The sequence below is a fragment of the Pseudomonas sp. H1_D05 genome (assembly GCF_054682705.1).
In genome coordinates this window covers 33,272-59,260 of the sequence record NZ_CP162825.1, presented here as the reverse complement: position 1 = coordinate 59,260, position 25,989 = coordinate 33,272, and the positions used below count along the sequence as shown (strand labels likewise).

The window sequence follows — 25,989 nt, the reverse complement described above, 5'->3', positions numbered from 1 at the left end:
CCTCGCTCAACGGTAAAGGCTGGATATGCAGGAAGACGCTCCGGAAAAAACCAAGGACGCCGCGCCCACCGGCACCCAGACGCTGTTGCGTGGCTTGGGTGTGGTGCAAGCGGTGGCCAGTGGCGCCCGCGATCTCAAGGAGATTGCCCGGCTGATCGGTACCACGCGCAGCACCACCCATCGTCTGGCCAGTTGCCTGGTGGATGAGCGCTATCTGCGCGTGGTGCCGCAAATCGGTTACCTGCTCGGACCGAAGCTGATCGAACTGGGTTTCCAGGCGCGTGAGGAGTTGCCGCTGGTGACCCTGGCCGGGCCGTATCTGGACGAGTTGTCGGCGCTGACTGGTGACACCGTGCACTTGGGCATTCGCGAAGGCGATGAAGTGTTGTATCTGCTGAAAAATCCGGGGCGCAACGGCCCGGAAATGCGTTCGCGGGTCGGCCATCGCATGCCGCTGGCGCGCACCGGTATCGGCAAGGCGTTGATGCTCGATGACTCGCCGAAAGATTGGCAGCGTCTCTACGACATCAGTCTGCCGGCAGGTGGGAAGAGTCAGTTCTGGCCGCAGCATCCTCAGCAGTCGTGGGAGCAGCTTGAGCAGCGCATGACCGAGTACGTCGCCGGTGGCTACGCCTTCGATCTGGAGGACAACGAACCGTCGATCCGCTGCGTGGCGGCGCCGATTCGTGATGCGAGTAAGGGCATCGTGGCGGCGATCAGTATCGCCAGCACCGTGCCGTACATGCCGCTGGAAAAAATGGCCGAGCTGATTCCCCTGATCAAAGGGGTCACAGCCCGGCTCTCGGCGGAACTCGGTCTGAAGATTTAAACCTTGAGCGTTGCCATGTCGATCACGAAGCGGTACTTCACGTCACCGGCAATCATCCGGGCGTAAGCCTCGTTGATCTGGCGGATGTCGAGCATTTCGATGTCGCAAGTAATGTTGTGTTCGGCGCAGAAATCCAGCACTTCCTGGGTTTCTGCGACGCCACCGATCAACGAGCCGGCCAGCACGCGACGGCTCATCACCAGTTTGCCTGCGTGTACCGGTGGATCAATCGGTTCGATCAGGCCGACCAGAATGTGCACGCCGTCGAACCGCAGGGTGTCGAGGTACGGGTTGAGGTCGTGCTGCACCGGAATGGTGTCGAGCAGGAAGTCGAAGTAACCGGCAGCGGCTTTCATTTGCTCGGCGTCGGTGGAAACGATTACGTGATCGGCGCCCTGACGACGACCTTCTTCAGCCTTGCTCGCCGAGCGGGTGAACAGCGTGACTTCGGCGCCCATGGCCTTTGCGAACTTGATGCCCATGTGGCCCAGACCGCCCATGCCGAGAATCCCGACCTTGTCGCCCGCTTTTACACCGTAGTGCTTGAGCGGCGAGTAGGTGGTGATGCCGGCACAGAGAATCGGCGCGGCGCTGGCGAGTGCCAGTTTCTCCGGGATGCGCACGACGAAGTGTTCGCTGACGACGATGCTGTCCGAATAACCGCCCATGGTGTTGCTGCCGTCGACCCGGTCCGGGGTGGCATAGGTCATGGTCGGACCTTCGAGGCAATATTGCTCAAGGTTCGACTGGCAGGCTTCACAGGTGCGGCACGAGTCGACCATGCAGCCGACGCCGACCAGATCGCCTACTTTGTGTCGGGTGACGTTCGCACCAACGGCGGTGACTTTTCCGACGATCTCGTGGCCGGGCATCAACGGGTAAACGGCGATACCCCATTCGTTGCGCGCCTGGTGGATGTCGGAGTGGCAGACGCCGCAATAGAGGATCTCGATCGCTACGTCGTCGGCACGAGGGCTGCGGCGTTCGAATTTCATCGGGGCGAGGGGGGTGGTGGCCGATTGGGCGGCATAACCGATGGCGGTATACATGTGAAACCTCGCAAAAGCAGGAACAAGTGAGGCGGCGCATTCTGGGCGCCGACTGTCGGTCCGGCCATGACGATTCCTCCGGGTCTCATGCCTAATCCTCCGGCATGCGGGTTTGATCGGTCGCATTGGCAAAAGGATCTGCGATGATGCTTTCATCCCTTATTTTCGTGATTTTTTGTGAAGAACAATTCGATGCAGTTGACCCGTCATCTTGATGCCAATGCCCGGCTGGTTTCGCTGATTGAACCGCTGGCGCTGCGCGATGGTTACAGCCAGACCGGGCTGCCGGGTGTGCAGGTGTTGCGTGCCAGTTGCGACGTTGCCCGTGGCCCGCACATTTACGAGCCGAGCCTGATGATCATCGCCCAGGGCAGCAAACTTGCGTTTCTCGGGCCGCGCACCATGGAGTACGGCGCCGGGCACTATCTGATTCAGGCGCTGCCGGTGCCGTTCGAATGCGAGACGTTTGCCTTGCCGGATGCGCCGTTGCTCGGTGTTTCGGTGGCGATCGACCGGGTCTTGCTCGGTGAGCTGGTGCTGGCCATGGGGCTGGCGCCGGGCCGGCATATCCCGGCGCAGACGCCGGAGTCGATGACCTCGGTGGTGCTCGACGATGACATGCGCGGCTGTGTCGAGCGTTTGCTCAGTTGCCTGCACGATCCGCTGGAATGCCAGATTCTCGGGCCGGCACGGGTGCGTGAGTTGTTGTTCGTGGCGTTGCGCGGGCCGCAGGCCGATGTGTTGCGGGCATTGGTCGAGCAGCAAGGGCAATTCGCGCGGGTGGCGGCGTCGATCAGTCATCTGCATGCGCATTACACCGAGCCGTTGAACGTTGAAACGCTGGCCGGTTGCGCGAACATGAGCGTGTCGACCTTTCATGAGCATTTCAAACGCAGCACGTTGTTGTCGCCGGTGCAGTATCTGAAGCGCCTGCGGTTACTGAAGGCGCAGACGTTGTTGGTCGCCGAAGGCCTGGGTGTGGCGCAGGTGGCGCATCGGGTGGGGTATCAGAGTACGTCGCAATTCAGCCGCGAGTACAAGCGCTACTTTGAGCGTAGTCCGGGTGACGAACGCGCTGCCTGATTAGACGATAATCCCCTGTGGGAGCGAGCCTGCTCGCGAATGCGGTGCATCAGTCGACATCATTTTTATATGACACACCGCTTTCGCGAGCAGGCTCGCTCCCACAGTTGTTTTGTGGTGTCAGAGGAGTTTTGGGCAACAAAAAGGCCCCCGATTCGGGAGCCTTGATGTTCAGCGGTTCGACTTACATATTTGGGTAAGTCGGGCCGCCAGCGCCTTCCGGCGTGACCCAGGTGATGTTCTGCGAAGGGTCCTTGATGTCACAGGTCTTGCAGTGCACGCAGTTCTGCGCGTTGATCTGGAAGCGCTTCTCGCCGTCTTCCTTGGTGATCACTTCGTACACACCGGCCGGGCAGTAGCGCTGCGCCGGCTCGTCGTACAGCGGCAAGTTCTTGCTGATCGGGATGCTCGGGTCGGTCAGCTTCAGGTGGCACGGCTGCTCTTCTTCGTGGTTGGTACCGGAGATGAACACCGAGCTCAGTTTGTCGAAGCTGAGTTTGCCGTCGGGTTTCGGGTAGTCGATCTTCTTGCAGTCGGCGGCGAGCTTGAGGCAAGCGTAATCCGGCTTGGTGTCGTGCAGGGTGAACGGCAGTTTGCCGCCGAAGATGTTCTGGTCCAGCCAGTTGAAACCGCCGCCGACGATGGCGCCGAACTTGTGGATCGCCGGGCCGAAGTTACGGCTGGCGAACAGTTCGTCGTAGAGCCAGCTCTTCTTGAACGCGTCGACGTAAGTGGTCAGCTCTTCAGTGCCGTCCTTTTCCGCGAACAGCGCGTCAGCCACCGATTCAGCGGCGAGCATGCCGGACTTCATCGCGGTGTGGCTGCCCTTGATCTTGGCGAAGTTCAGGGTGCCGAGGTCGCAACCGATCAACGCGCCGCCCTTGAAGACCATTTTCGGCAGCGAGTTCAGGCCACCTTTGCAGATCGCGCGCGCGCCGTAGCTGATGCGCTTGCCGCCTTCCAGGTACTGCGCCAGCACCGGGTGATGCTTGAGGCGCTGGAACTCGTCGAACGGCGACAGGTAAGTGTTGCTGTAGGACAGGTCAACGATCAGACCAACCACCACCTGGTTGTTTTCCAGGTGATAGAGGAACGAGCCACCGGTGTTTTCGGTGCCCATGATGTCCAGCGGCCAACCGGCGGTATGCACCACCAGGCCTGGCTGATGTTTGGCCGGGTCGATTTCCCAGATTTCTTTCAGGCCGATGCCGTAGTGCTGGGCGTCGGCATCGCTGTCGAGGTTGTAGCGCTTGATCAGTTGCTTGCCGATGTGGCCACGGCAGCCTTCGGCGAACAGCGTGTACTTGCCACGCAGTTCCATGCCTGGGGTGTACAGGCCTTCTTTCGGGTTGCCTTCGCGGTCGACGCCCAGATCACCAGTGATGATCCCGCGCACCACGCCTTGTTCGTCGATCAGCGCTTCCTGAGCGGCGAAACCCGGGTAGATTTCCACGCCAAGGTTCTCGGCCTGCTGGGCGAGCCAGCGGCACAGGTTGCCGAGGGAAATAATGTAGTTGCCTTCGTTGTGCATGGTCTTGGGCACAAAGAAGTCTGGAATCTTCTGCGCGTTTTCGGCGTTTTTCAGCACGAAAATATCGTCGCGGGTCACTGGCGTGTTCAGCGGCGCGCCAAGTTCTTTCCAGTCCGGGAACAGTTCGTTCAGAGCGCGTGGTTCGAATACGGCACCGGACAGGATGTGTGCGCCGACTTCGGAGCCTTTTTCGACCACGCAGACGCTGATTTCCTTACCGGCTTCGGCGGCCTTCTGCTTCAGACGGCAGGCGGCGGACAGGCCAGCGGGGCCGGCACCGACGATGACCACGTCGAATTCCATGTATTCGCGTTCCACAGGCTATCTCCTACTCAAGGCTCAACAGTTTTTTTTCTAATTTGGAGGTTTGATGTCGCATCCGCTATTCCTTTACGTTAACGTCAAGGGGAATATTGGAGACCGACCTTTCTCTCTAGGCGGCGCATTATATCTACACCACTCCGAGCGTCCAATACAAACGTTTGTTTGAATCGGCTCCAGCCCAGAGAAATCAAAGAAGCGCGGCTTATGAATGGTCATTTTGCTGTATTGACCGGAATAGGCGTTCCGGTCAAGATACGGGCGGTTTTGCGCTCGTCGTAGGCAGACTGGCGGTTTCAAGAGCACGTCTAAAGACAGGGCACAGGCAGTAGAAGGTGATGCGCAGCGCAGTCCGGCGCGCAGTTTACACAGCGTGAAGATCAATGACTCGTCGGTCACCCCTGACGAACGGTCGCAGGTCCTCACACTGTGCAGCCACCAGACACCCAAGTCGGCGTTTTTAGAGGTGCCCTTTAGCCTGATGAGCATCAACCGCCAGGTTCGCCTAGGCGACTTTCTTTTCACCGGAGAGTAACGAGGAATCCATGAAGGTTCTTGTAGCTGTCAAACGCGTTGTGGATTACAACGTCAAGGTTCGCGTCAAGGCGGACAATTCCGGCGTCGATCTCGCCAACGTCAAGATGTCGATGAACCCGTTCTGCGAAATCGCAGTGGAAGAAGCCGTACGCCTGAAAGAGAAAGGTGTTGCGACTGAAATCGTCGTCGTCTCCATCGGCCCGACCACCGCTCAGGAGCAACTGCGTACCGCACTGGCTCTGGGTGCCGACCGTGCCATCCTCGTCGAATCCGCTGAAGATCTGACCTCGCTCGCCGTGGCCAAGCTGCTCAAGGCTGTGGTCGACAAGGAACAGCCGCAACTGGTTATCCTCGGCAAACAGGCGATCGATAGCGACAACAACCAGACCGGCCAGATGCTTGCTGCACTGAGCGGCTACGGTCAGGGCACGTTCGCCTCGAAAGTCGAAGTCTCCGGCGACAGCGTTGCCGTGACCCGTGAAATCGACGGCGGCGCGCAGACGGTTTCCCTGAAACTGCCGGCAATCGTCACTACCGACCTGCGTTTGAACGAGCCGCGCTACGCGTCCCTGCCAAACATCATGAAAGCCAAGAAGAAGCCTCTCGAAGTGCTGACTCCGGACGCTTTGGGCGTTTCCACCGCCTCCACCAACAAGACCCTGAAAGTCGAAGCGCCGGCTGCACGCAGCGCGGGCATCAAGGTTAAGTCGGTAGCTGAATTGGTCGAGAAACTGAAAAACGAAGCGAAGGTAATCTAAATGACTATCTTGGTTATTGCTGAACACGACAACAAAGTGCTGGCCCCGGCCACACTGAACACCGTGGCTGCTGCGGTCAAAATCGGCGGCGACGTCCACGTTCTGGTTGCAGGTCAAGGCGCTGGCGCCGTGGCTGAAGCCGCAGCGAAAATCGCTGGCGTGAGCAAAGTCCTGAATGCTGACAACGCGGCTTACGCGCATCAGCTGCCGGAAAACGTTGCTCCGTTGGTAGCTGAGCTGGGCGCTGGTTACAGCCACATCCTGGCTGCCGCCACCTCCAACGGCAAAAACATCCTGCCGCGCGTTGCTGCGCAGTTGGACGTTGACCAGATCTCCGAGATCATCTCGGTCGAAAGCGCTGACACGTTCAAGCGTCCGATCTACGCCGGTAACGCTATCGCTACCGTGCAGTCGACCGCTGCGATCAAAGTGATCACCGTGCGTGCCACCGGTTTCGACCCGGTTGCCGCTGAAGGTGGTTCGGCTGCTGTTGAAGCCGTTGCTGCTGCGCACAACGCCGGCACTTCCAGCTTCGTCAACGAAGAACTGGCCAAGTCCGATCGTCCTGAGCTGACCGCTGCCAAGATCGTCGTTTCCGGCGGCCGCGGCATGCAGAACGGCGACAACTTCAAGCATCTGTACGCTCTGGCCGACAAGCTGGGCGCTGCGGTGGGGGCTTCGCGCGCCGCCGTCGACGCAGGTTTCGTACCGAACGACATGCAGGTCGGTCAGACCGGCAAGATCGTTGCGCCACAGCTGTACATCGCCGTCGGTATCTCCGGCGCGATCCAGCACTTGGCCGGTATGAAAGACTCCAAAGTGATCGTTGCGATCAACAAGGACGAAGAAGCGCCGATCTTCCAGGTGGCCGATTACGGTCTCGTGGCGGATCTGTTCGAAGCCGTCCCTGAGCTGGAGAAGCTGGTCTAATCCAGCGGCTTCACTTATAAAGAGCCCGGCCTTTTGGTCGGGCTTTTTTTTGTCTCGGATTTGAGTGGGAGCGTTTTGCCATGGATCTGCGTTGCGGATGGTTGTTGGGGTTGGCCCTGTTGCCGGGGTTGGCGATGGCCGCGGGCAAATGCGAGCGCCTCGTCGTCACCGGTAGCCCGGATGCGCCGCCGTACCTGTGGCAGGACCCGCAGAATCCCAAGCAGTTGATCGGTGCCAGCGCTGATCTGCTGCAACAAGTCGCCAAAGACCTCGGCATCAAAGTCGAATTGCTCTACGCCGGCAAACGTTCGCAAGCCCTCGATGAAGTGCGCAGCGGGCGCATGGACATGCTCGCCGACGCGCCGCTGACCCTCAATGAGCTGGAAAACCTCGACTACATCCATCCGCCGTTGCTGGAAAACGACTATCTGGTGTGGACCCGCAAAGGCTCGACGCTGGTCTACAGCGAGGCCAAAGACCTGCACGGTCACGTCGGTGCGTTGTCGGAAAAGTCTCGTATGACCCAGGCATTTGGCACTTTCGCCGAGCAGAATCTGACCCTGACCCGGACAGCCAACCTCACTCAGGCGCTACAGAAATTGCTCTTGGGCGAAGTGGAATATGTACTCGCCGGCCGCTACTCGGGCATGGCCGCCGCGCAGGCATTGGGTATGGCCAATGACCTGTTGGTGTTCGAGCAACCGGTCGACCGGCCGGGGCTGTTCCTCGCGGTTTCGCATAACTCGGCATGCAACGATCCGTGGTTGCGCGGACAGTTGGCCAAAAAGATGACAGAATTGCCCGCGTCCGGACTGACGGAAGCCGCGCTGCAACGCAACATCGAGCGCTGGAAGGCGCAGCAGCAACAGCCGCCACAACCCGTCAGTGCCCCAAAACAGTAGGGATTCTTAGTGAGTATTCGACCTCTTTTCGCGGCTGTGGCCGTTCTGGCCCTGGCCGGTTGCGCGACCGATCCGGCACCCAATGAACAAATGCGCCTGACCGAGCAAGCCATCACCCAGGCCAAGGCTGTTGGCGCCACCGCCGACGAAGTGCCGGAAATGAAACTGGCCGAAACCAAGTACAACCGCGCCAAAGGCAACATGGCTGACCAGTCCTATCGGAACGCGCGTATGCGTTCGGAGCAGGCTGAACTGGATGCACGTCTGGCCGAAGCCAAAGTGCTGACGCAAAAAAGTCAAGAACAGGTGAATGTGCTTAACACCCGCATCGTCCGTCTGCGCAAGCAACTGGGAGATGCCCAATGAGTCTCAAGTCGAAAGTTGTAGGCGGCCTGATCCTCGCCGGTTGCGTCAGCCTGTACGGCTGCGCCGGTCAACACAGCGAATCCGCTCTGCAAGAAGCCAGCGCCGACTTCCAGAAGGTCAAGGAAGACTCCAACGTGCTGCGCATCGCGCCGAAAGATGTGATCCGCGCCGGTGAGTCGCTGGCCCGTGCCGATCGCCTGTCGACCTATTGGGGCAGCGGTTCCGATGTTGTGCACTACGCCTACCTGAGCCAGCGTTACAGCGAAATTGCCCGCGAGCACACCAATCAGGTGCTCAACGAAGAGCGCGCTGCGAAACTGGAACTGGAGCGTCAGCGCTTGCAACTGGCCCTGCGTGAATCGAAGTTGCTCAGCGTGCAGCAACAGGGCAAGTGGCTGGAAGAACAGATCGTTGCACTGGCCACCACGCAGACCGACCGTGGTCTGGTGATGACCCTCGGCGATGTGCTGTTCGACACCGGTGAAGCGGAGCTAAAAAACTCGGCCAATCGCATCGTGCTGAAGATTGTGCAGTTCCTGCAACTGAACCCCAAACGTGTAGTGCGCATCGAGGGCTACACCGACAGCACCGGCGGCAAGCAGGAAAACCTCAAGCTATCCCGTGATCGCGCGCAAGCGGTGGCGGACGTGCTGATGGACCTGGGCATCGACGACAAACGCATTCAGGTCGAAGGCTACGGCGACGAATACCCAGTGGACGCCAACGCTTCCGAGCGTGGGCGGGCACAGAATCGTCGGGTTGAAATTGTCTTCTCCGATGAAAAAGGCCAGCTCGGCGCCGCCCGCTGAGGGTTGCGTCTCTGGAAAGCCCGGGCTGTCATGCAGTGCCGGGCTTTTTTACGTCTGTCGATTGGCTCGCAATCCGTACAGTAGGGGGCAGACACCGCACTGTATGGTCGAGTAATGTGGCAACTGTCCCAGTACACTTCTAAACTGTTCCGGTATTGTTTCACACAAGAATAAAATGCCCGTGAAATCGAGTGCTGCGTCATGACCAATCTCTTGCTCTACCAACGTATTGCTCAGCAACTGGCCGAAGACATCCGCCGTGGGGTCTATCAACCGGGGGAGCGCGTGCCTTCGGTGCGCAAGATGAGTTCGCAGCTCAACGTCAGCCATGCGACGGTGTTGCAGGCTTACGCCAATCTCGAAGATCAGGGGCTGATTCGGGCGCGCCCGCAGTCCGGTTATTACGTGCACCAGACGCCGGCACTGACGGCGCCGACACCGGACATCGCCCGTGTCGAGCGGCCGGGGCTGGTTACCCGCAGCAGCATCATTCAACAGGTTCTGGTCGAATCACGCCGCGAAGGTGTGTTCCCGCTCGGTGCGGCCGTGCCGAGTGTCGATTACCTGCCAGTGCGCGCACTGCATCAGCAACTGGCCAAGGTCACCCGCTTCCATAGTCCGCGTGCTTTCAGCTACATGTTCAGCCCCGGTTTTGAGCCGCTGCGCCGGCAAGTGGCGATCCGCATGCGCGACGCCGGTGTGGTGGTCGATCCGTCGGAAGTGGTCATCACCCACGGTTGTGTCGATGCCTTGCAGATGTCGTTGCGTGTGCTGACCCGGCCGGGCGATCTGATCGCCGCCGAATCACCGACCTATTACGGTTTGCTGCAATTGGCCGATCTGCTCGGCTTGAAGGTCATCGAAATCCCTAGCGATCCGGCCACTGGCATGAGCCTCGAAGCGCTGCAACTGGCCGCCAACCAATGGTCGATCAAAGCGCTGGTGCTGACCACGCGCCTGAGCAATCCACTGGGCGGCACCATGCCCGAAGAGCGGCAGAAACAGTTGCTGCGTCTGGCCTCGGACTTCGACATCCAGATTGTCGAAGACGACATCTACGGCGAGTTGATGTTCGAGCAGGGCAAAACCAAAGCGCTCAAGGCTTATGACCGACTGGATCGGGTGATCTACTGTTCGAGCTTCTCCAAAACCTTGTCACCTGGTGTGCGCATCGGCTGGATGATCGCTGGCAAATATCAGCAGGAAATCCAGCGCCTGCAGACCTTCAGCACCCACTCGGCGTGCAGCGTGACGCAGATGGCGATTGCCGCTTATCTGGAAAACGGCGGTTATGACCGGCATTTACGGTACATCCGCCAGGAATACCGAAAAAACCTCAGCGCGTTCCAGTTGGCGGTGCAGCAGTACTTCCCCGAAGGCACGCAAATGACCCGGCCTACGGGCGGTTTCATCCTCTGGGTGAGCTTGCCGGGTAGGGTGAATACTCAGGAATTGCATGTGCGCGCCCTGCAGCAGGGCATCAGCATTGCGCCGGGACTGATCTTCAGTAATACCGAGCAGTTCAACCACTGTATTCGCCTGAACTGCGGGATTCCGTGGAACCGCGAGGCGGAGCGGGCGTTGATGACCCTTGGCTTGCTGGCGACGCAACTGTGTCAGGAAACCGCTGGCGGATTCTGAACGAGCGGTGGCTGATGCTTGTCTTGTGGCGCCCAACAAGCGAGCATATGGCCATCTGCCGTTTGCCACTGTTGGGTTCATGAAAGCGATTGCTCCTGCCGCTTGGGTTTTGCTGGGTTTGCTGATGATCGGTCATGCGCCTGGCGTCGTGGCCGCTGCGGCTCAGGAAAAACCGGCGGCGATGAGCCCGGCGAAAAAAAACACGCCAGCGCAGAAGGCAACTCCGGCGAAGAAACCTCAGCAAAAAATCATCAAGAAGCGCAAGCCAGTCGCCTCGAAATCGAAACCCGCCAGTGAAGTGGTAAAAACCAAGTTGCCGTCGGCCAAACTCGATTTGAGCCTGCCCAAAGACATGGTCGAGGAATTGAAGCCCAAGGGCACGGTTGAATTGCCCAAGCGCGAGCCGATCCTGCCGCAGATGTTTGGCGAGAAGAACAACGGCTTCCAGCTCAACGGACGTTTGCTCAGCAACGAAATGCAGTTGCAACTGCGCAACGAAGAGCGCCGTGAAGTCGAAGGTGCGGCGCTGGATTTTGAATTCAAGCAGTGACTGCAGGCCATCTGTGACCCGCAGACCAGACGCTTTGTCGGAGACTGGTCAGTCACATTCAGTTATCGGTAAAAACCCCGGTTCAGGGAATTTAAAACAGCCGTTTTAGCGGTTACTCTGTTCCGCGTCCCTTTTACACATCGCCCGTCGCGAGGAATTGTTCGTCATGAAATGCCGTGAAGGCTGTGGCGCTTGCTGCATTGCCCCTTCCATCAGTTCGCCAATTCCCGGCATGCCTGATGGCAAACCTGCCGGCGAACGTTGCGTGCAACTCTCGGTCGAAAACCTGTGCAGCATTTTCGGCCGCCCCGAGCGCCCGGCAGTCTGTTCCGGCTTTGCGGCGGATGTCGAAGTCTGTGGCAGCAGCTCGGAAGAAGCGATCAGGCTGATTGGCTGGTGGGAGCAGATGACGGCGGCGTGATGTGTCAAACGAACGGAACTTCAACAATAAGGAATAAGACTATGGGTTCGCTGCATCGTATCGCTGTGTTGTGTGGTTTGACCGCTGTGCTGGCTACCTCCGTCGCTCAGGCTGAAGACTGGAAAGTCGCCAAGAACGAGGACGGCATCAAGGTGTCCCTGAGTGAAGTGCCAGGTTCGGACTACAAGTCCTACCAGGGCGTTGCGCTGATGAAAACCACCGTCGCCAAACTGCGCGCACTGCAGGAAGACGTCTCCGGCGCGTGCGCCTGGATTCACGAATGCAAGACCCAGAAACTGCTCAAGCACGAGGGCGATCAGAGCTGGACCTACACCCAGTTCAACACGCCTTGGCCGGTGACCCCGCGTGATTCGGTGCTGCACATCACCACCGTTGAAGGCGCCGATGGCAGCCTGACCCGTAACCTCGAAGGTCTGCCCAAGTACATTCCGGAAGAGAAAGGCTTTGTCCGTGTAGCGCAGGTCAAAGGCTTCTGGAAATTCGTACCCAAAGGTGATCAGGTTGAAGTGACCTATCAGGTGCATACCGAGCCGGGTGGTAGCGTGCCGTCGATGATTGCCAACAAGTTTGTCGTCGATGCACCGTTCAATACCCTCAAAGCCTTGAAAGAACGCGCCGAGAAGTAATCTCGCGTTGCAACAAAACGCCCCGATCGATTCGGGGCGTTTTGTTTTGTATCTATATTGTGTTTCCAGATATGCGTTGCACGAAATTTTCACAAAGTGTTCCTGACAATTCGCCCGCGCTGTTTGCACGCTGCCCCGGTTCGCGGCTGCACTAAATGAAAGTGTCGGGCGGCAGGGCAGTAATCAATGGCAATGGTGCGGGTGATCGTGCAACATTTGCGCACCGCGCAAGCCCCGGGGTCTGGAATGACCAATAGAGGGCCTGGCGCCGCTGTATTTTTGCAACTTCAACTTCCAATGGGTCCTAAAACGACATGGCAAACCCGGACGCCCTGAATCAGCAGCGATCTTCTGCTCGCCTGCTGCAACCGACCGTCAAATCGCATCTGGCCTACACGCTGCTTTGCGCGCTGGTCATGATGGTGATGTTTTCCGTGCTGCGCCTCGCGCTGCTGGTCTACAACCGCGAGATGATCCTCGACACCCCGGCTTCGACCTTCCTCGAAGCCTTCGCCAACGGCCTGCGTTTCGACCTGCGCCTGGTGGTTTACGTGTGCATTCCGCTGGTACTGGCGCTGTTCAGTGCCCGCGCCATGGCCGCACGCGGCTTCTTCCGCTTGTGGCTGACCATCGCCTCAAGCATCGCGCTGTTCCTCGGCCTGATGGAGATGGACTTCTACCGCGAGTTCCACCAGCGCCTCAACGGCCTGGTGTTCCAGTACGTGAAAGAAGACCCGAAAACCGTGATGAGCATGCTCTGGTACGGTTTTCCGGTGGTGCGCTACCTGCTCGCGTGGGTGATCGGCACCGTCATTCTGACCCTCGCGTTCAAAGGCGCCGACCGTGCCACGCGTCCGCGCGGCCCGTTCAGCGGTGGCAGTGTCGGTACCCGTCAAGTTGCGCCGTGGTACACCCGTCTGGCGGTGTTCGTGGTCTGCCTGTTGATCTGTGTAGTTGCCGCCCGCGGCACCTTGCGTCAAGGCCCGCCACTGCGCTGGGGTGACGTGTACACCACCGACTCCAACTTCGCCAACCAGCTCGGCCTCAACGGCACGCTGTCGCTGATCGCGGCCGCCAAGGACCGTATGGGCGAAGACCGCAACAACATCTGGAAAGCTACACTGCCGCAGGAGCAAGCGCAGAAGGTCGTGCGCGATATGCTGCTGATGCCGGACGACAAACTGGTCGATGCCGATATCGCCGCCGTACGCCGTGAATACACGCCACCGGCCGACAAGACCCTGCCGATCAAGAACGTTGTCGTGATCCTGATGGAAAGCATGGCCGGTCACTCGGTCGGTGCGCTGGGTGCGCCGGGCAACATCACGCCATACCTGGACAAACTGTCAAAGGAAGGCTTGCTGTTCGACCGCTTCTTCTCCAACGGTACGCACACCCACCAGGGCATGTTCGCGACGATGGCCTGCTTCCCGAATCTGCCAGGTTTCGAATACCTGATGCAGACCCCGGAAGGCAGCCACAAGCTCTCCGGCCTGCCGCAGCTGCTCAGCGCGCGCAAGTATGACGACGTCTACGTGTACAACGGCGACTTCGCCTGGGACAACCAGTCGGGCTTCTTCAGCAACCAGGGCATGACCAACTTCGTTGGTCGTAACGACTTCGTCAACCCGGTCTTCTCCGACCCGACCTGGGGCGTGTCCGATCAGGACATGTTCGATCGTGGTCTGATCGAGTTGAAGAAGCGTGAAAACGGCAAGCCGTTCTATGCCTTGCTGCAAACGCTGTCCAACCACACGCCATACGCCTTGCCGACGCCATTGCCGGTCGAGCGTGTGACCGATCGCGGCAGCCTCAACGAACACTTGACCGCCATGCGCTACTCCGACTGGGCGCTGGGTCAGTTCTTCGAGAAGGCGCGCAAAGAGCCGTACTTCAAGGAAACCCTGTTCGTCATCGTCGGCGACCACGGCTTCGGCAACGAGCGCCAGATCACCGAAATGGACTTGGGCCGCTTCAACGTGCCGATGCTGATGATCGCGCCTGGTATTCAGGAGAAGTTCGGCACCCGTGACCACACCGTGGGGACGCAGATCGACATTGTGCCGACCATCATGGGCCGTCTCGGTGGCGAAGTGCGTCATCAGTGCTGGGGCCGTGACCTGCTCAATCTGCCGGAAGGCGACACCGGTTTCGGGGTGATCAAGCCGTCGGGCAGCGAGCAGACCACTGCCATCGTCACCGCCGACCAGATTCTGGTCCTGCCGAAGGACAAGGAAATGGGGCCGAAGATCTGGCAATACCAGTTGGGTGCCAATCCACATGCCGAGATCGTTCCGAATGCACCGCGCACTGCCGAGTTGAAACTCAAACTCGAAGCGTTCCTGCAAACGGCGACCAAAAGCCTGATGGACAACACTGCCGGTGTCATCAACGGCAAGCCTGATTGATCGCTTGCCGACAGTAAAATCCACGCAATAAAAAAGAGGCCCTGAACAGGGCCTCTTTTTTTTGCGCTTGAAGCGTTATATCCGACCGAGTAACAGCAGCACCAACAGCACCACCAACACCACGCCGATAATGCCCGAAGGACCATAACCCCAACTTCTGGAGTGCGGGAAGACCGGCAGACCACCGATCAGCAACAGGATCAGGATAATGATTAGAATTGTGCCCATGTCGATTTCCTTGTTGATAGCGTTCGAGAAGTCTTGGTATTCAAGGGCGACTGGAGACTAAGTAATTCCAGACGGCTTACAAATTCCGACCGGTGTGCATGAAAGAAAATTCAATGTTTTTTTAATGTATTTGGATCGCTCGCTTATTTCCTTTACAGCGAAAAGTTCGCCGCTTCGTTTCACTCGACAGCGCCTGCAGGAACCCATGTAGGAGCTGCCGAAGGCTGCGATCTTTTGATCCTCCATTCAGCAACTTGATGGAGCGTGGGCGCGCGCCGATCCTTCGCTACACTCCGCGCATCTTCCCCGGAACAACAAGGCTGTCTGCTATGCAAAATCGCATGATGATCACTGGTGCGGGCTCGGGCCTGGGTCGCGAAATCGCGCTGCGCTGGGCCCGTGAAGGCTGGCAACTGGCCTTGTCCGACGTCAGCGAACCCGGTCTGCAGGAAACCCTGAAAATGGTCCGCGAGGCCGGTGGCGACGGTTTTACCCAGCGCTGCGATGTACGTGATTACAGCCAGCTCACCGCGTTCGCTCAGGCCTGTGAAGAAAAGCTCGGCGGCATCGACATCATCGTCAACAACGCCGGCGTGGCCTCGGGTGGCTTTTTCAGCGAACTGTCGCTGGAAGACTGGGACTGGCAGATCGCGATCAACCTGATGGGCGTGGTCAAGGGCTGCAAGGCGTTCCTGCCACTGCTTGAACAAAGCAAAGGCAAAATCATCAACATCGCCTCCATGGCGGCACTGATGCAAGGCCCGGCGATGAGCAACTACAACGTGGCCAAGGCCGGCGTGGTAGCACTGTCGGAAAGTCTGCTGATCGAACTGGCGCAGCAGGAAGTCGGCGTGCACGTGGTCTGCCCCTCGTTCTTCCAGACCAACTTGCTCGATTCGTTCCGTGGGCCGACCCCGGCGATGAAAGCGCAGGTCGGCAAGTTGCTGGAAAGTTCGCCAATTACGGCGGCGGATATCGCTGACTACATCTATCAGCAAGTCGCCGCTGGCGAGTTCATGATCCTGCCCCACGAACAAGGGCGCATGGCCTGGGCGCTGAAGCAGAAGAACCCGCAACTGCTCTACAACGAAATGACTTCAATGGCGGAGAAGATGCGCGCCAAAGCCAAACAGAACAACGGCTGACCTTGCCCGTTGCAGACAGCGTCGTTAGGGTGGCCGCACTGGTCACCTTGTCGAGACGCATCAATGCTCAATTACCTGTGGTTCTTTCTCGCGGCGCTGTTTGAAATCGCCGGATGTTTCACCTTCTTCATGTGGCTGCGTCAGGGCAAAAGTGCCTTGTGGGTGATTCCTGCGCTGCTCAGCCTGACCCTGTTCGCACTGTTGCTGACCCGTGTTGAAGCCAACTATGCCGGTCGTGCCTACGCCGCTTATGGCGGCATCTACATTGTCACTTCGATTGGCTGGCTGATGGTGGTCGAGCGCGTGCGTCCCTTGGGTTCGGACTGGATCGGCGTGGCGCTGTGCGTGATCGGCGCCAGCGTGATTCTGTTCGGGCCACGCTTTTCTGCTGCCTGAAGGTCTTTTGTGGGAAGCGTCTGACAGCTCAGAGCGAGCATGGGTGTAAGGCAAAACTGATTTGCTCGCCGTGCATTGAAGAGGCGCGGCAAGCCGCGCATCTTCAGGGTTCGCTAACCCTGAAGGACGAATCTCATGCTTGTACTCAGCCGTGTCGTTGGTGAGTTGATTTCAATCGGTGATGACATCACCTTGCGCGTTCTGTCAGTGAACGGTGCCAGTGTGCGATTTGGCGTCGAGGCGCCACAAAAGGTCAACGTGCACCGCGCGGAGGTCTATGAGCGGATTCAGCGCAAGCAAGCCACGCAGAAAGTTCGCTGAGGATTTCAGTCGAACAGGTGCTTGGGCACGTCGTGCTTGAGCATCAACTGGCACTGCTCGCTTTCCGGGTCGAAGACGATCAGCGCCTGGCCTTTGGTCAATGCCTGACGCACGCGCAGCACGCGGGTTTCCAGCGGCGTGTCATCACCGTTGTCGGTGCCGTCGCGGGTGACGAAATCCTCGATGAGGCGGGTGAGGGTGTCGACTTCAAGTTGATCGTGGGGAATAAGCATGGGCACCTCGGCTGAATCAATGGCGGGATGCTACGGCGATTGCGGTTTGCCTGCCAGTTTTGTGTTGCCTGTACCGACCTCATCGCGAGCAGGCTCACTCCTGCAGGGGAACGCATTCCAAAGGTAGGCCTTCGCCTGCTCGCGATAGCGGTATTCCAAACAACGATGATCTAACTATCGTTACGCTGGCCCACCAGACTGTCCACCGACGGCACTCGCGTATCGCTCTCCATCTGCGTGTCATGTTCAATCTGATGACTGAAGCGATCGAGCGAGGCATTGGCCGGCGCCGCATCGCTGGCGAATACCGGCGGGCTCAGAATATAAGCGCCCAGCAAACGACTCAACGCCGCCAGACTGTCGATGTGCGTGCGCTCATACCCATGGGTCGCATCGCAGCCAAACGCGAGCAGGGCGGTGCGGATGTCGTGGCCGGCGGTCACCGCCGAGTGCGCATCGCTGAAGTAATAGCGGAACAGGTCGCGGCGCACCGGCAGTTCGTTTTCACCGGCCAGACGCAGCAAATGTCGCGACAGGTGATAATCGTACGGGCCGCCAGAATCCTGCATCGCCACACTCACCGCATGCTCGCTGGAGTGCTGTCCGGGAGCGACCGGCGCGATGTCGATGCCGACGAATTCGCTGACGTCCCACGGCAGCGCCGCCGCCGCGCCGCTGCCGGTTTCCTCGGTGATGGTGAACAGCGGGTGGCAGTCGATCATCAGCTCCTGGCCGCTGTCGACGATGGCTTTGAGTGCCGCGAGCAGCGCCGCAACGCCGGCCTTGTCATCGAGGTGACGGGCGCTGATGTGACCGCTTTCGGTGAATTCCGGCAGCGGATCGAATGCCACCACGTCGCCGATGCTGATGCCCAGCGAATCGCAGTCAGCCTTGGTCGCACAGTAGGCATCCAGACGCAGTTCGACGTGATCCCAACTGATCGGCATTTCATCAACGGCAGTGTTGAAGGCATGCCCGGACGCCATCAACGGCAAGACACTGCCGCGAATCACGCCGTTGTCGGTAAACAGGCTGACGCGGCTGCCCTCGGCAAAGCGGCTCGACCAGCAGCCGACCGGGGCGAGGGTCAAGCGGCCGTTGTCCTTGATCGCACGAACGGCGGCGCCGATGGTGTCCAGGTGCGCGGAAACGGCGCGGTCGGGGCTGTTCTTCTTGCCTTTGAGCGTGGCGCGAATGGTACCGCGTCGAGTCATTTCAAAGGGAATGCCGAGCTCTTCCAGACGCTCGGCGACGTAACGCACGATGGTGTCGGTAAACCCGGTGGGGCTGGGAATGGCGAGCATTTCCAGCAGGACTTTTTGCAGGTAGTTGAGATCCGGTTCGGGGATTTGCGTGGTCATGGAAACTCCTGATGGGTTGAGCGCTGATCGTTCCCACGCTCTGCGTGGGAATGCAGCCGGGGACGCTCTGCGTCCCAAGAGTGGACGCAGAGCGTCCGGTGAGGCGTTCCCACGCAGACGGTTCGACGCCTCGACGTGGGAACGATCAGGAAAGGGTTAAATAGCCGGCTGACTGTGCGGAAACAACAAATCGACAAAGCGCTCCGCCGTCGGCTGCGGCTCATGGTTGGCCAGACCGGCACGTTCGTTGGCCTCGATAAACACGTACTCGGGTTGATCCGCCGCCGGCACCATCAAGTCGAGGCCGACCATCGGAATGTCCAGCGCCCGCGCCGCCCGTACCGCTGCATCGACCAGCGTCGGGTGCAGGATTGCGGTGACATCTTCCAGCGTGCCGCCGGTGTGCAGATTCGCCGTACGCCGCACAAACAGGTGCTCGCCGGCCGGCAGAATGCTGCTGTAGTCATAACCGGCCGCATGCAGGGTGCGCTGGGTTTCGTGATCCAGCGGGATCTTGCTTTCGCCACTGGTCGCCGCTTGCCGACGACGGCTCTGCGCCTCGATCAACGCGCCCACCGAATGCTGGCCATCGCCGACCACTTCCGCCGGCTTGCGAATCGCCGCCGCCACCACTTCAAAGCCAATCACCAGAATCCGCAGATCAAGCCCTTCGTGGAAGCTTTCGAGCAGCACGCGGCTGTCAAATTGCTTCGCCGCTTCGATGGCTTGCTGCACCTCTTCGATGCTCTGCAAATCCACCGCCACGCCTTGGCCCTGTTCACCGTCGAGCGGTTTGACCACCACCCGTTGATGCTCATCGAGGAAGGCCAGATTGTCGTCGGCATTACCGGCCAGTTGCTGCGAGGGCAGGTTCAGTCCGGCGCCTTTGAGCACTTTGTGGGTCAGGCTTTTGTCTTGGCACAGGCTCATGCTGATCGCGCTGGTCAGGTCGCTCAACGATTCGCGGCAACGTACGCGACGCCCGCCGTGGCTGAGGGTGAACAGCCCGGCATCGGCGTCATCCACCTGCACGTCGATACCGCGTCGATGAGCTTCTTCAACGATGATCCGCGCATACGGGTTGAACTGCGCCTCCGGCCCCGGGCCGAGAAACAGCGGCTGGTTGATGCCGTTTTTGCGCTTGATGGCGAAGGTCGACAGATTGCGAAAGCCGAGCTTGGCGTAGAGGTTTTTCGCCTGCCGGTTGTCATGCAGAACCGACAGATCCAGATAGCTCAAGCCGCGACTCATGAAGTGCTCGATCAGGTGCCGCACCAGCACTTCACCAACACCCGGCCGCGAGCATTGCGGATCAACCGCCAAGCACCACAGGCTGCTGCCGTTTTCCGGGTCGTTGAAAGCCTTTTGATGGTTCAGGCCCATGACGCTGCCGATCACCGCGCCGCTGTCTTCATCCTCGGCCAGCCAGTACACCGGGCCGCCCTGATGATGCGGAGTGAGCCGCGTGGCATCGATCGGCAACATGCCGCGCGCCTGATACAACAGATTGATCGCCTGCCAGTCCGCCTCACTCTGCGCGCGGCGAATACGAAAGCCGCGAAACACACGGGTGGCCTGGCGGTAATCGCTGAACCACAGGCGCAAGGTGTCCGACGGGTCGAGAAACAGTTGCGTCGGTTCCAGGCCGAGGATCTGCTGCGGCGCCGCGACGTACAACGCGATATCACGCTCGCCGGGCTGTTCTTTGAGCAGCTCCTGTGCCAGCGATGCCGGGTCGGGAAACGTGTGGCCGATCAGCAACCGGCCCCAGCCGCAATGGACGGCGATAGGGTCGGCGGCCAACGTGCTGCCGTCTTCGGCCAGACGCGCCTGCAAGCGTTCATAGGACGGCGTCTGACCGCGTAGCAGCCGTTGGTTGATGGCTGTGGCGTGGGGTTTCATCGATCAGATTCCTTGTTCACTGAGCCACAGGTTCAGGGCAGCCAGTTGCCACAACTTCGAACCGCGCAACGGCGTCAGTTGGCCTTGCGGATCGGTCAGCAATTTGTCGAGCATGGCCGGATTGAACAGACCGCGATCCTGACTCGGATCGAGCAGCAACTCGCGCACCCAGTTCAGCGTGTCGCCCTGCAAGTGCTTGAGGCCCGGCACCGGGAAGTAACCTTTTTTACGGTCGATCACCTCACTCGGGATGACTCGGCGCGCGGCTTCTTTGAGCACTTGTTTACCGCCGTCAGGCAGCTTGAATTGGCCAGGCACTCGGGCCGAGAGTTCCACCAGCCGATAGTCGAGAAACGGCGTACGCGCCTCCAGACCCCAAGCCATGGTCATGTTGTCGACGCGTTTAACCGGGTCGTCGACCAGCATCACCGTGCTGTCCAGACGCAGGGCTTTGTCCACCGCCGCCTCGGCGCCGGGCTGGGCGAAATGTTCTTTCACAAAGTCGCCGGCAGCATCGTTCGCGGTCAGCCATTTCGGCTGCACGGTGGCGGCGTAGTCGTCGTAGCTGCGGTCGAAAAATGCGTTGCGATACGCCGCGTACGGATCGGCCGCGCCGTCGACTTGCGGGTACCAGTGATAACCGGCGAACAACTCGTCAGCACCCTGGCCGCTCTGCACCACTTTGCAATGCTTGGCCACTTCGCGCGACAGCAGATAGAAGGCGATGCAGTCATGGCTGACCATCGGCTCGCTCATCGCGCGGAACGCGGCGGGCAATTGCTCGATGATCTCTTTCTCGTCGATGCGCAGTTGATGATGCTGAGTGCCGTAGTGTTTGGCGATCAGATCCGAGTACTGGAATTCGTCACCGCGTTCGCCGCCGGCATCCTGGAAACCGATGGAAAAGGTCGAAAGGTTGTCGACGCCGACTTCACGCAACAGGCCGACGAGCATGCTCGAATCGACGCCGCCGGACAGCAGCACACCGACATCCACTGCCGCGCGTTGACGAATCGCCACCGCTTCGCGGGTGCTGTCGAGGACGCGATCAACCCAATCTTCGAGGGTCAGATTTTTCTCATCATCGTGTGGGCCGTAAGGCAGCGTCCACCAGGTTTTCTGTTCGGTGCGGCCATCGGCTTCAACGCGCATCCAGGTCGCCGGTGGCAGTTTTTCAATGCCGGCCAGCAAGGTGCGCGGCGCCGGAACCACGGCATGGAAGTTCAGGTAATGATTGAGCGCCACCGGATCGAGGATCGGGTTGATGTCGCCGCCCTTGAGCAACGCTGGCAACGCCGAGGCAAAGCGCAGACGCTGGCCAGTACGCGACAGGTACAAAGGCTTCACGCCGAGACGGTCGCGGGCGATGAACAGGCGTTTGGCGTCGCGTTCCCAAATGGCAAACGCGAACATGCCATTGAGCTTCGGCAGCAGCGCTTCGCCCCAGGCGTGGTAGCCCTTGAGCAGCACTTCGGTGTCGCCACCGGAGTAGAACGCGTAACCCAGCGCTTCAAGTTCGGCGCGCAATTCCGGGAAGTTGTAGATCGCGCCGTTGAAGGCCAGGGACAAGCCCAGCTGGCTGTCGATCATCGGCTGCGCCGAGCCGTCCGACAGGTCCATGATTTTCAGGCGACGGTGACCCAGGGCAATCGGCCCTTGGGCATGGAAGCCCCACGCGTCGGGGCCGCGAGGGGCCAGGTGATGGGTAATTCTCTCGATCGCTGCAAGGTCTGCAGGTTGTTGATCAAAACGTAACTCGCCAGCTAATCCGCACATATAGTCCTTACCGGTTTTTCCGTTGGGGAGGGTGTTTCTTCAGCGGCCGAAATGGCCGGTACTCAGAAACTGACCCGGTGCGGTTGTGGGAGTTTTAGAACGATAAGTTATAAGAGGCACCGTCAGACCAGTGGGCCACCGTCATGGCCCGTGGTCTTCAGTTCATTTGCCGCGAATCAACCGACGTAACGCAAAGCGGTTGGGGTGACAGGCTTCCGCGACACTGCGTGGCAGCGGCAGAGGTTCATTGTCCAGCCATGCGGCGAGCAGTTCGCCGGACAATGGCGCGGTGATCAGCCCGCGAGAGCCGTGGCCGCTGTTGACGTATAAACCGTCCAGCCAAGGGCAGGCGATGTCCGGCACTTGGCGGGCGTCTTTGCTCAGCGCCGAGTAGGTGTCGAGGAACGCTTCGCGGTCGGCGAGGGGGCCGACAATCGGCAAATAGTCAGGGCTGGTGCAGCGAAAGGCTGCGCGGCCCTGAAGATTTTCGACCGGCTGTTCACTGATGTGCAGACGCGTAACCAGATCGCTTGAGATCTCTTCGAGCATCGCCAGATTGCCCACGTGTTCGGCGGTGGTCGGCGTCAGGTCATCGCTGTTGAAGTCGAAACTGGCGCCGAGCGTGTGTTCGCCCAGACGGGCGGGAGCGACGTAGCCTTCGGCGCAGACCACAGTGGCCAGTGCCTGGCTTTCTGCGGTTTGGGCGAGACGGGTGATCTGCCCGCGAATGCGCTTGAGCGGTAACTCGGCGCTCTGCGCAAAACATTTGATGTCGGCGGCACCGGCCAACACCACGACCGGCGCGCTGGCGAGCAAGCGGTCACCGTCGCGGGCTTGCCACTGGTCATCGACCCTGCGCAGTTGCAGTGCTTGGCAATGATTGAGCAGTTCGATGTTCGCCTGCGCCGCTTGCGCCTGACACAACGCCGGCGGATGCACCCAACCGCCTTCGGGATAGTACAAGCCGCCATGGGCCAGACCGACCCCGGCACGGGCCTGCGCCTCGGGCTGATCCAGCCACTGCAACAGGTCTTCCGGGAAGGCTTCGGCCAACTGGGCGTGACGCTCGGCTTCCTTGGCATTGAACGCCAGTTGCAGCACGCCGCAAGCGTCCCAGTCGGTGCCGCGTTGCAGGGTTTCCAGCAGGCGTCGGGTGTAACCGAAACCGCTGACGATCAGTTGCGACAGTGCCGTGCCGTGGGCGGACAATTTCAGGTACAGCACGCCCTGCGGATTGCCCGAGGCTTCTTGCGCCACCGCCGCATGGCGTTCGAGCAACGTCACCTGCCAGCCACGTGCGGCCAGGCTGGACGCCGTGGCGCAGCCGGCGAGACCGGCGCCAATCACCAGCGCTCGACGTTCAGCCGCGATCGGTGCAGGACGAGCGAACCAGGGTTTTTCCGGTGTCGGCGGCGTCACTTCCGCCGGCCAGCCGAGAAACTCGCCACGGAGGATTTCCCACTTGTGACCGATGCCCGGCGTGCGCTTCATTTTGAACCCGGCGGCGTTGAGCAAACGGCGGACCCAACCGGTACTGGTGAAGGTGCTGATGGTTGAGCCGGGCGCTGCCAGTCGCGCCAGCTCGACAAACAGTTCGGCAGTCCACATGTCGGGGTTTTTCGCCGGGGCGAAACCGTCGAGAAACCACGCATCAATCTGCGCGTCGAGTTGCGGCAGTTGTTCCAGGGCATCGCCGATCAACAGCGTCAGCGTCACGCGGCCGTGGGCCAGGGTGATGCGCTGAAAGCCGGCATGGATCGCCACGTAATGCCGTAGTAACTGATCGGCCAGTGGCTTGAGTTCCGGCCATAGGGCAAGCGCACGTTTCAGGTCGGCAGGGCTTAGCGGGTATTTTTCGACGCTGACGAAATGCAGGCGCGCACCCGCCATGGCGTGCTGCTCGAACAACTGCCAGGCGCAAAGAAAATTCAGCCCGGTGCCAAACCCGGTTTCGCCGATGACCAGTCGCCCACCCGCCGGCAGCGCGGCAAAACGCTCGGCCAGGCGGTTCTGTTCGAGGAACACGTAACGGGTTTCTTCCAGCCCTGACTGGTCGGAAAAGTACACGTCATCGAATACCCGCGAACGCGGGCGTCCGTGGTCATCCCAATCGAGTTGGGCGTGGGGCAATACAGGTTTCATGGCAGGCTCGGCAACGACAAGGCGGCCATTCTAGCCGATCGCGCAGGGGCTGCTTGATCCATGGCAAGGCTTGCGCCCGTTGACTCACGGACAATCCGCCAGCCGTGGGAATTTCTGCGCCGCTGCTGTGCCCAATCCGCTAGTCTTGCTGAATCCTGGAAGGAGCCGTCCCATGTTTGAATCCGCTGAAATCGGTCACGCCATCGACAAAGACACCTTTGATGCGGCCGTCCCGGCATTGCGTGAAGCCTTGCTCGAAGCTCAGTTCGAACTGCAGCAGCAGAAGCGTTTTCCGGTGATCATCCTGATCAACGGCATTGAAGGCGCGGGCAAGGGCGAGACGGTCAAGTTGCTCAACGAGTGGATGGACCCGCGCCTGATCGAAGTGCGCACGTTCGATCAGCAGACCGATGAAGAGTTGTCGCGGCCACCGGCGTGGCGCTACTGGCGAATGCTCCCGGCCAAGGGGCGCATGGGCATCTTTTTCGGCAACTGGTACAGCCAGATGCTGCAGGGGCGGGTGCATGGCTTGTTCAAGGATCCGCGTCTGGATCAGGCGATCGCCGGCGCCGAGCGTCTGGAAAAGATGCTCTGCGATGAAGGCGCGCTGATCTTCAAGTTCTGGTTTCACCTGTCCAAGAAACAGATGAAGGCCCGGCTCAAAGCATTGGCCGATGATCCGCTGCACAGCTGGCGCATCAGCCCGCTGGACTGGCAGCAATCGGAAACCTACGACAAGTTCGTCAAATACGGCGAGCGCGTGCTGCGCCGTACCAGTCGCGATTACGCGCCGTGGCATGTGATCGAAGGCGCCGACGCCAACTATCGCAGCCTGGCGGTCGGCAAGATTCTCCTCGAAGGTTTGCAAAATGCGCTGAAGCGTCCGGACGTGCATCCGCACGATGTCAGCGCCGCGCCGTTGGGCACGCCGGTCGATCAGTTGAACCTGCTCGACAGCCTCGACCTGACCCAGCGTCTGGAGAAGAAAGACTACGAAGAACAACTGATCACCGAGCAGGCGCGCTTGTCTGGGCTGATGCGCGACAAACGCATGCGCCGCCACGCGCTGGTGGCGGTGTTCGAAGGCAACGATGCCGCCGGCAAGGGCGGGGCGATCCGTCGGGTCGCGGCGGCGCTCGATCCACGGCAATACAACATCGTGCCGATCGCCGCACCGACTGAGGAGGAGCGCGCTCAGCCGTACTTGTGGCGCTTCTGGCGGCACATTCCGGCGCGCGGCAAGTTCACCGTGTTCGACCGCTCTTGGTACGGCCGGGTGCTGGTAGAGCGGATTGAGGGTTTCTGCACGCCGGCCGACTGGTTGCGTGCCTACGGCGAAATCAACGATTTCGAAGAGCAGCTGTCCGACGCCGGAGTGATCGTCGTCAAGTTCTGGCTGGCGATTGATAAAGACACGCAGATGGAGCGTTTCCAGGCGCGCGAAGCGATCCCCTTCAAACGCTTCAAGATCACCGAAGACGACTGGCGCAACCGCGACAAGTGGGACGCCTATCGCGCTGCCGTCGGCGATATGGTCGACCGCACCAGCTCGGAGATCTCGCCATGGACGCTGATCGAGGCCAATGACAAGCGCTGGGCCCGGGTGAAGGTGTTGCGCACGATCAACCGTGCACTGGAAGAGGCCTTCGAGAAATCCGACAAGCACGCGAAGAAACACAAGGACTGAGCCGATAGACGCGCAT

Annotated in this window: 24 protein-coding genes; 16 read left to right on the top strand and 8 right to left on the bottom strand. The window is 60.0% G+C overall.

What is annotated here, in order from left to right; all coding sequences use genetic code 11:
- Nucleotides 1-25: 25 nt before the first annotated feature.
- On the top strand, nt 26-829 hold the full coding sequence (locus tag AB4O11_RS00265) for an IclR family transcriptional regulator (protein WP_093435365.1): 804 nt from the start codon (nt 26-28) through the stop codon (nt 827-829).
- On the opposite strand, the gene AB4O11_RS00260 is transcribed toward AB4O11_RS00265, so the two are convergent.
- Nucleotides 826-1,878 (bottom strand): NAD(P)-dependent alcohol dehydrogenase, encoded by a 1,053-nt coding sequence (locus AB4O11_RS00260; RefSeq protein ID WP_093435364.1) that lies wholly within the window; start codon nt 1,876-1,878, stop codon nt 826-828. The two genes, AB4O11_RS00265 and AB4O11_RS00260, sit on opposite strands and share 4 nt — an antisense overlap.
- Nucleotides 1,879-2,070: 192 nt before the next feature.
- Here AB4O11_RS00260 and AB4O11_RS00255 point away from each other — a divergent pair, with 192 nt between their 5' ends.
- Entirely contained in the window at nt 2,071-2,961 is an 891-nt protein-coding gene (locus AB4O11_RS00255; protein ID WP_093435363.1) for an AraC family transcriptional regulator, read from the top strand.
- Nucleotides 2,962-3,145: 184 nt separating this feature from the next.
- Here AB4O11_RS00255 and AB4O11_RS00250 read toward each other — a convergent pair whose 3' ends face one another.
- Nucleotides 3,146-4,810: an electron transfer flavoprotein-ubiquinone oxidoreductase gene (locus tag AB4O11_RS00250; RefSeq protein ID WP_016985998.1), complete on the bottom strand. Its 1,665-nt coding sequence runs from the start codon at nt 4,808-4,810 to the stop codon at nt 3,146-3,148.
- A gap of 548 nt (nt 4,811-5,358) precedes the next feature.
- Between AB4O11_RS00250 and AB4O11_RS00245 the strand changes: the two genes are divergently transcribed.
- From AB4O11_RS00245 to AB4O11_RS00200, 10 genes are all read left to right on the top strand, one after another.
- The gene (locus AB4O11_RS00245; RefSeq protein WP_007908338.1) at nt 5,359-6,108 is read left to right on the top strand and encodes an electron transfer flavoprotein subunit beta/FixA family protein; all 750 of its coding nucleotides are present in this window, start codon (nt 5,359-5,361) and stop codon (nt 6,106-6,108) included.
- Nucleotides 6,109-7,038, top strand: coding sequence for an electron transfer flavoprotein subunit alpha/FixB family protein (locus AB4O11_RS00240; RefSeq protein ID WP_093435361.1), 930 nt, complete (start codon nt 6,109-6,111; stop codon nt 7,036-7,038).
- Nucleotides 7,039-7,118: 80 nt separating this feature from the next.
- Nucleotides 7,119-7,940 (top strand): substrate-binding periplasmic protein, encoded by an 822-nt coding sequence (locus tag AB4O11_RS00235; protein ID WP_095048587.1) that lies wholly within the window; start codon nt 7,119-7,121, stop codon nt 7,938-7,940.
- A gap of 9 nt (nt 7,941-7,949) precedes the next feature.
- A complete protein-coding gene (locus AB4O11_RS00230; protein ID WP_093435356.1) occupies nt 7,950-8,306 on the top strand; it encodes a DUF4398 domain-containing protein in 357 nt (118 codons plus the stop codon).
- Nucleotides 8,303-9,115 carry an OmpA family protein gene (locus AB4O11_RS00225; RefSeq protein ID WP_460129755.1) on the top strand — a complete coding sequence of 271 codons (813 nt, stop codon included), beginning with the start codon at nt 8,303-8,305 and terminating at the stop codon, nt 9,113-9,115. Before AB4O11_RS00230 ends, AB4O11_RS00225 begins: the two co-directional genes overlap by 4 nt.
- A 201-nt stretch (nt 9,116-9,316) precedes the next feature.
- On the top strand, nt 9,317-10,756 hold the full coding sequence (locus AB4O11_RS00220; protein WP_016985994.1) for an aminotransferase-like domain-containing protein: 1,440 nt from the start codon (nt 9,317-9,319) through the stop codon (nt 10,754-10,756).
- A gap of 79 nt (nt 10,757-10,835) precedes the next feature.
- Nucleotides 10,836-11,306: a translation initiation factor 2 gene (locus AB4O11_RS00215; RefSeq protein WP_093435540.1), complete on the top strand. Its 471-nt coding sequence runs from the start codon at nt 10,836-10,838 to the stop codon at nt 11,304-11,306.
- A 166-nt stretch (nt 11,307-11,472) separates the two neighbouring features.
- Nucleotides 11,473-11,727 carry a YkgJ family cysteine cluster protein gene (locus tag AB4O11_RS00210; protein ID WP_007908349.1) on the top strand — a complete coding sequence of 85 codons (255 nt, stop codon included), beginning with the start codon at nt 11,473-11,475 and terminating at the stop codon, nt 11,725-11,727.
- A 41-nt stretch (nt 11,728-11,768) separates the two neighbouring features.
- Nucleotides 11,769-12,374, top strand: coding sequence for an START domain-containing protein (locus AB4O11_RS00205; RefSeq protein ID WP_016985992.1), 606 nt, complete (start codon nt 11,769-11,771; stop codon nt 12,372-12,374).
- A gap of 314 nt (nt 12,375-12,688) precedes the next feature.
- The gene (locus AB4O11_RS00200; RefSeq protein WP_093435350.1) at nt 12,689-14,782 is read left to right on the top strand and encodes an LTA synthase family protein; all 2,094 of its coding nucleotides are present in this window, start codon (nt 12,689-12,691) and stop codon (nt 14,780-14,782) included.
- A gap of 75 nt (nt 14,783-14,857) precedes the next feature.
- Here AB4O11_RS00200 and AB4O11_RS00195 read toward each other — a convergent pair whose 3' ends face one another.
- A complete protein-coding gene (locus AB4O11_RS00195; protein ID WP_169432680.1) occupies nt 14,858-15,016 on the bottom strand; it encodes a DUF3309 family protein in 159 nt (52 codons plus the stop codon).
- Between the two features lie 323 nt (nt 15,017-15,339).
- Between AB4O11_RS00195 and AB4O11_RS00190 the strand changes: the two genes are divergently transcribed.
- The 3 genes from AB4O11_RS00190 (at nt 15,340) to csrA (ending at nt 16,872) form a co-directional block, all read left to right on the top strand.
- Nucleotides 15,340-16,155 carry an SDR family oxidoreductase gene (locus AB4O11_RS00190; protein ID WP_093435347.1) on the top strand — a complete coding sequence of 272 codons (816 nt, stop codon included), beginning with the start codon at nt 15,340-15,342 and terminating at the stop codon, nt 16,153-16,155.
- A gap of 63 nt (nt 16,156-16,218) precedes the next feature.
- Entirely contained in the window at nt 16,219-16,551 is a 333-nt protein-coding gene (locus AB4O11_RS00185) for a YnfA family protein (protein WP_460129752.1), read from the top strand.
- Between the two features lie 135 nt (nt 16,552-16,686).
- Nucleotides 16,687-16,872 (top strand): carbon storage regulator CsrA, encoded by a 186-nt coding sequence (csrA, locus tag AB4O11_RS00180; protein WP_016985988.1) that lies wholly within the window; start codon nt 16,687-16,689, stop codon nt 16,870-16,872.
- 5 nt (nt 16,873-16,877) lie between these two features.
- Here csrA and AB4O11_RS00175 read toward each other — a convergent pair whose 3' ends face one another.
- The 5 genes from AB4O11_RS00175 to mnmC all read right to left on the bottom strand — a co-directional run bounded on the left by AB4O11_RS00175 (nt 16,878) and on the right by mnmC (nt 24,286).
- A complete protein-coding gene (locus tag AB4O11_RS00175; RefSeq protein ID WP_003199186.1) occupies nt 16,878-17,105 on the bottom strand; it encodes a YheU family protein in 228 nt (75 codons plus the stop codon).
- Between the two features lie 170 nt (nt 17,106-17,275).
- On the bottom strand, nt 17,276-18,466 hold the full coding sequence (locus AB4O11_RS00170) for an osmoprotectant NAGGN system M42 family peptidase (RefSeq protein WP_016985987.1): 1,191 nt from the start codon (nt 18,464-18,466) through the stop codon (nt 17,276-17,278).
- A 156-nt stretch (nt 18,467-18,622) separates the two neighbouring features.
- The gene (gene ngg / locus AB4O11_RS00165; RefSeq protein WP_460091863.1) at nt 18,623-20,368 is read right to left on the bottom strand and encodes an N-acetylglutaminylglutamine synthetase; all 1,746 of its coding nucleotides are present in this window, start codon (nt 20,366-20,368) and stop codon (nt 18,623-18,625) included.
- Between the two features lie 3 nt (nt 20,369-20,371).
- Nucleotides 20,372-22,144: an N-acetylglutaminylglutamine amidotransferase gene (locus AB4O11_RS00160; RefSeq protein ID WP_460129748.1), complete on the bottom strand. Its 1,773-nt coding sequence runs from the start codon at nt 22,142-22,144 to the stop codon at nt 20,372-20,374.
- A 162-nt stretch (nt 22,145-22,306) separates the two neighbouring features.
- Nucleotides 22,307-24,286, bottom strand: coding sequence for a bifunctional tRNA (5-methylaminomethyl-2-thiouridine)(34)-methyltransferase MnmD/FAD-dependent 5-carboxymethylaminomethyl-2-thiouridine(34) oxidoreductase MnmC (mnmC, locus tag AB4O11_RS00155; RefSeq protein ID WP_460129746.1), 1,980 nt, complete (start codon nt 24,284-24,286; stop codon nt 22,307-22,309).
- 172 nt (nt 24,287-24,458) lie between these two features.
- Between mnmC and pap the strand changes: the two genes are divergently transcribed.
- Nucleotides 24,459-25,973, top strand: coding sequence for a polyphosphate:AMP phosphotransferase (pap, locus tag AB4O11_RS00150; protein ID WP_095048579.1), 1,515 nt, complete (start codon nt 24,459-24,461; stop codon nt 25,971-25,973).
- Nucleotides 25,974-25,989: the final 16 nt, after the last annotated feature.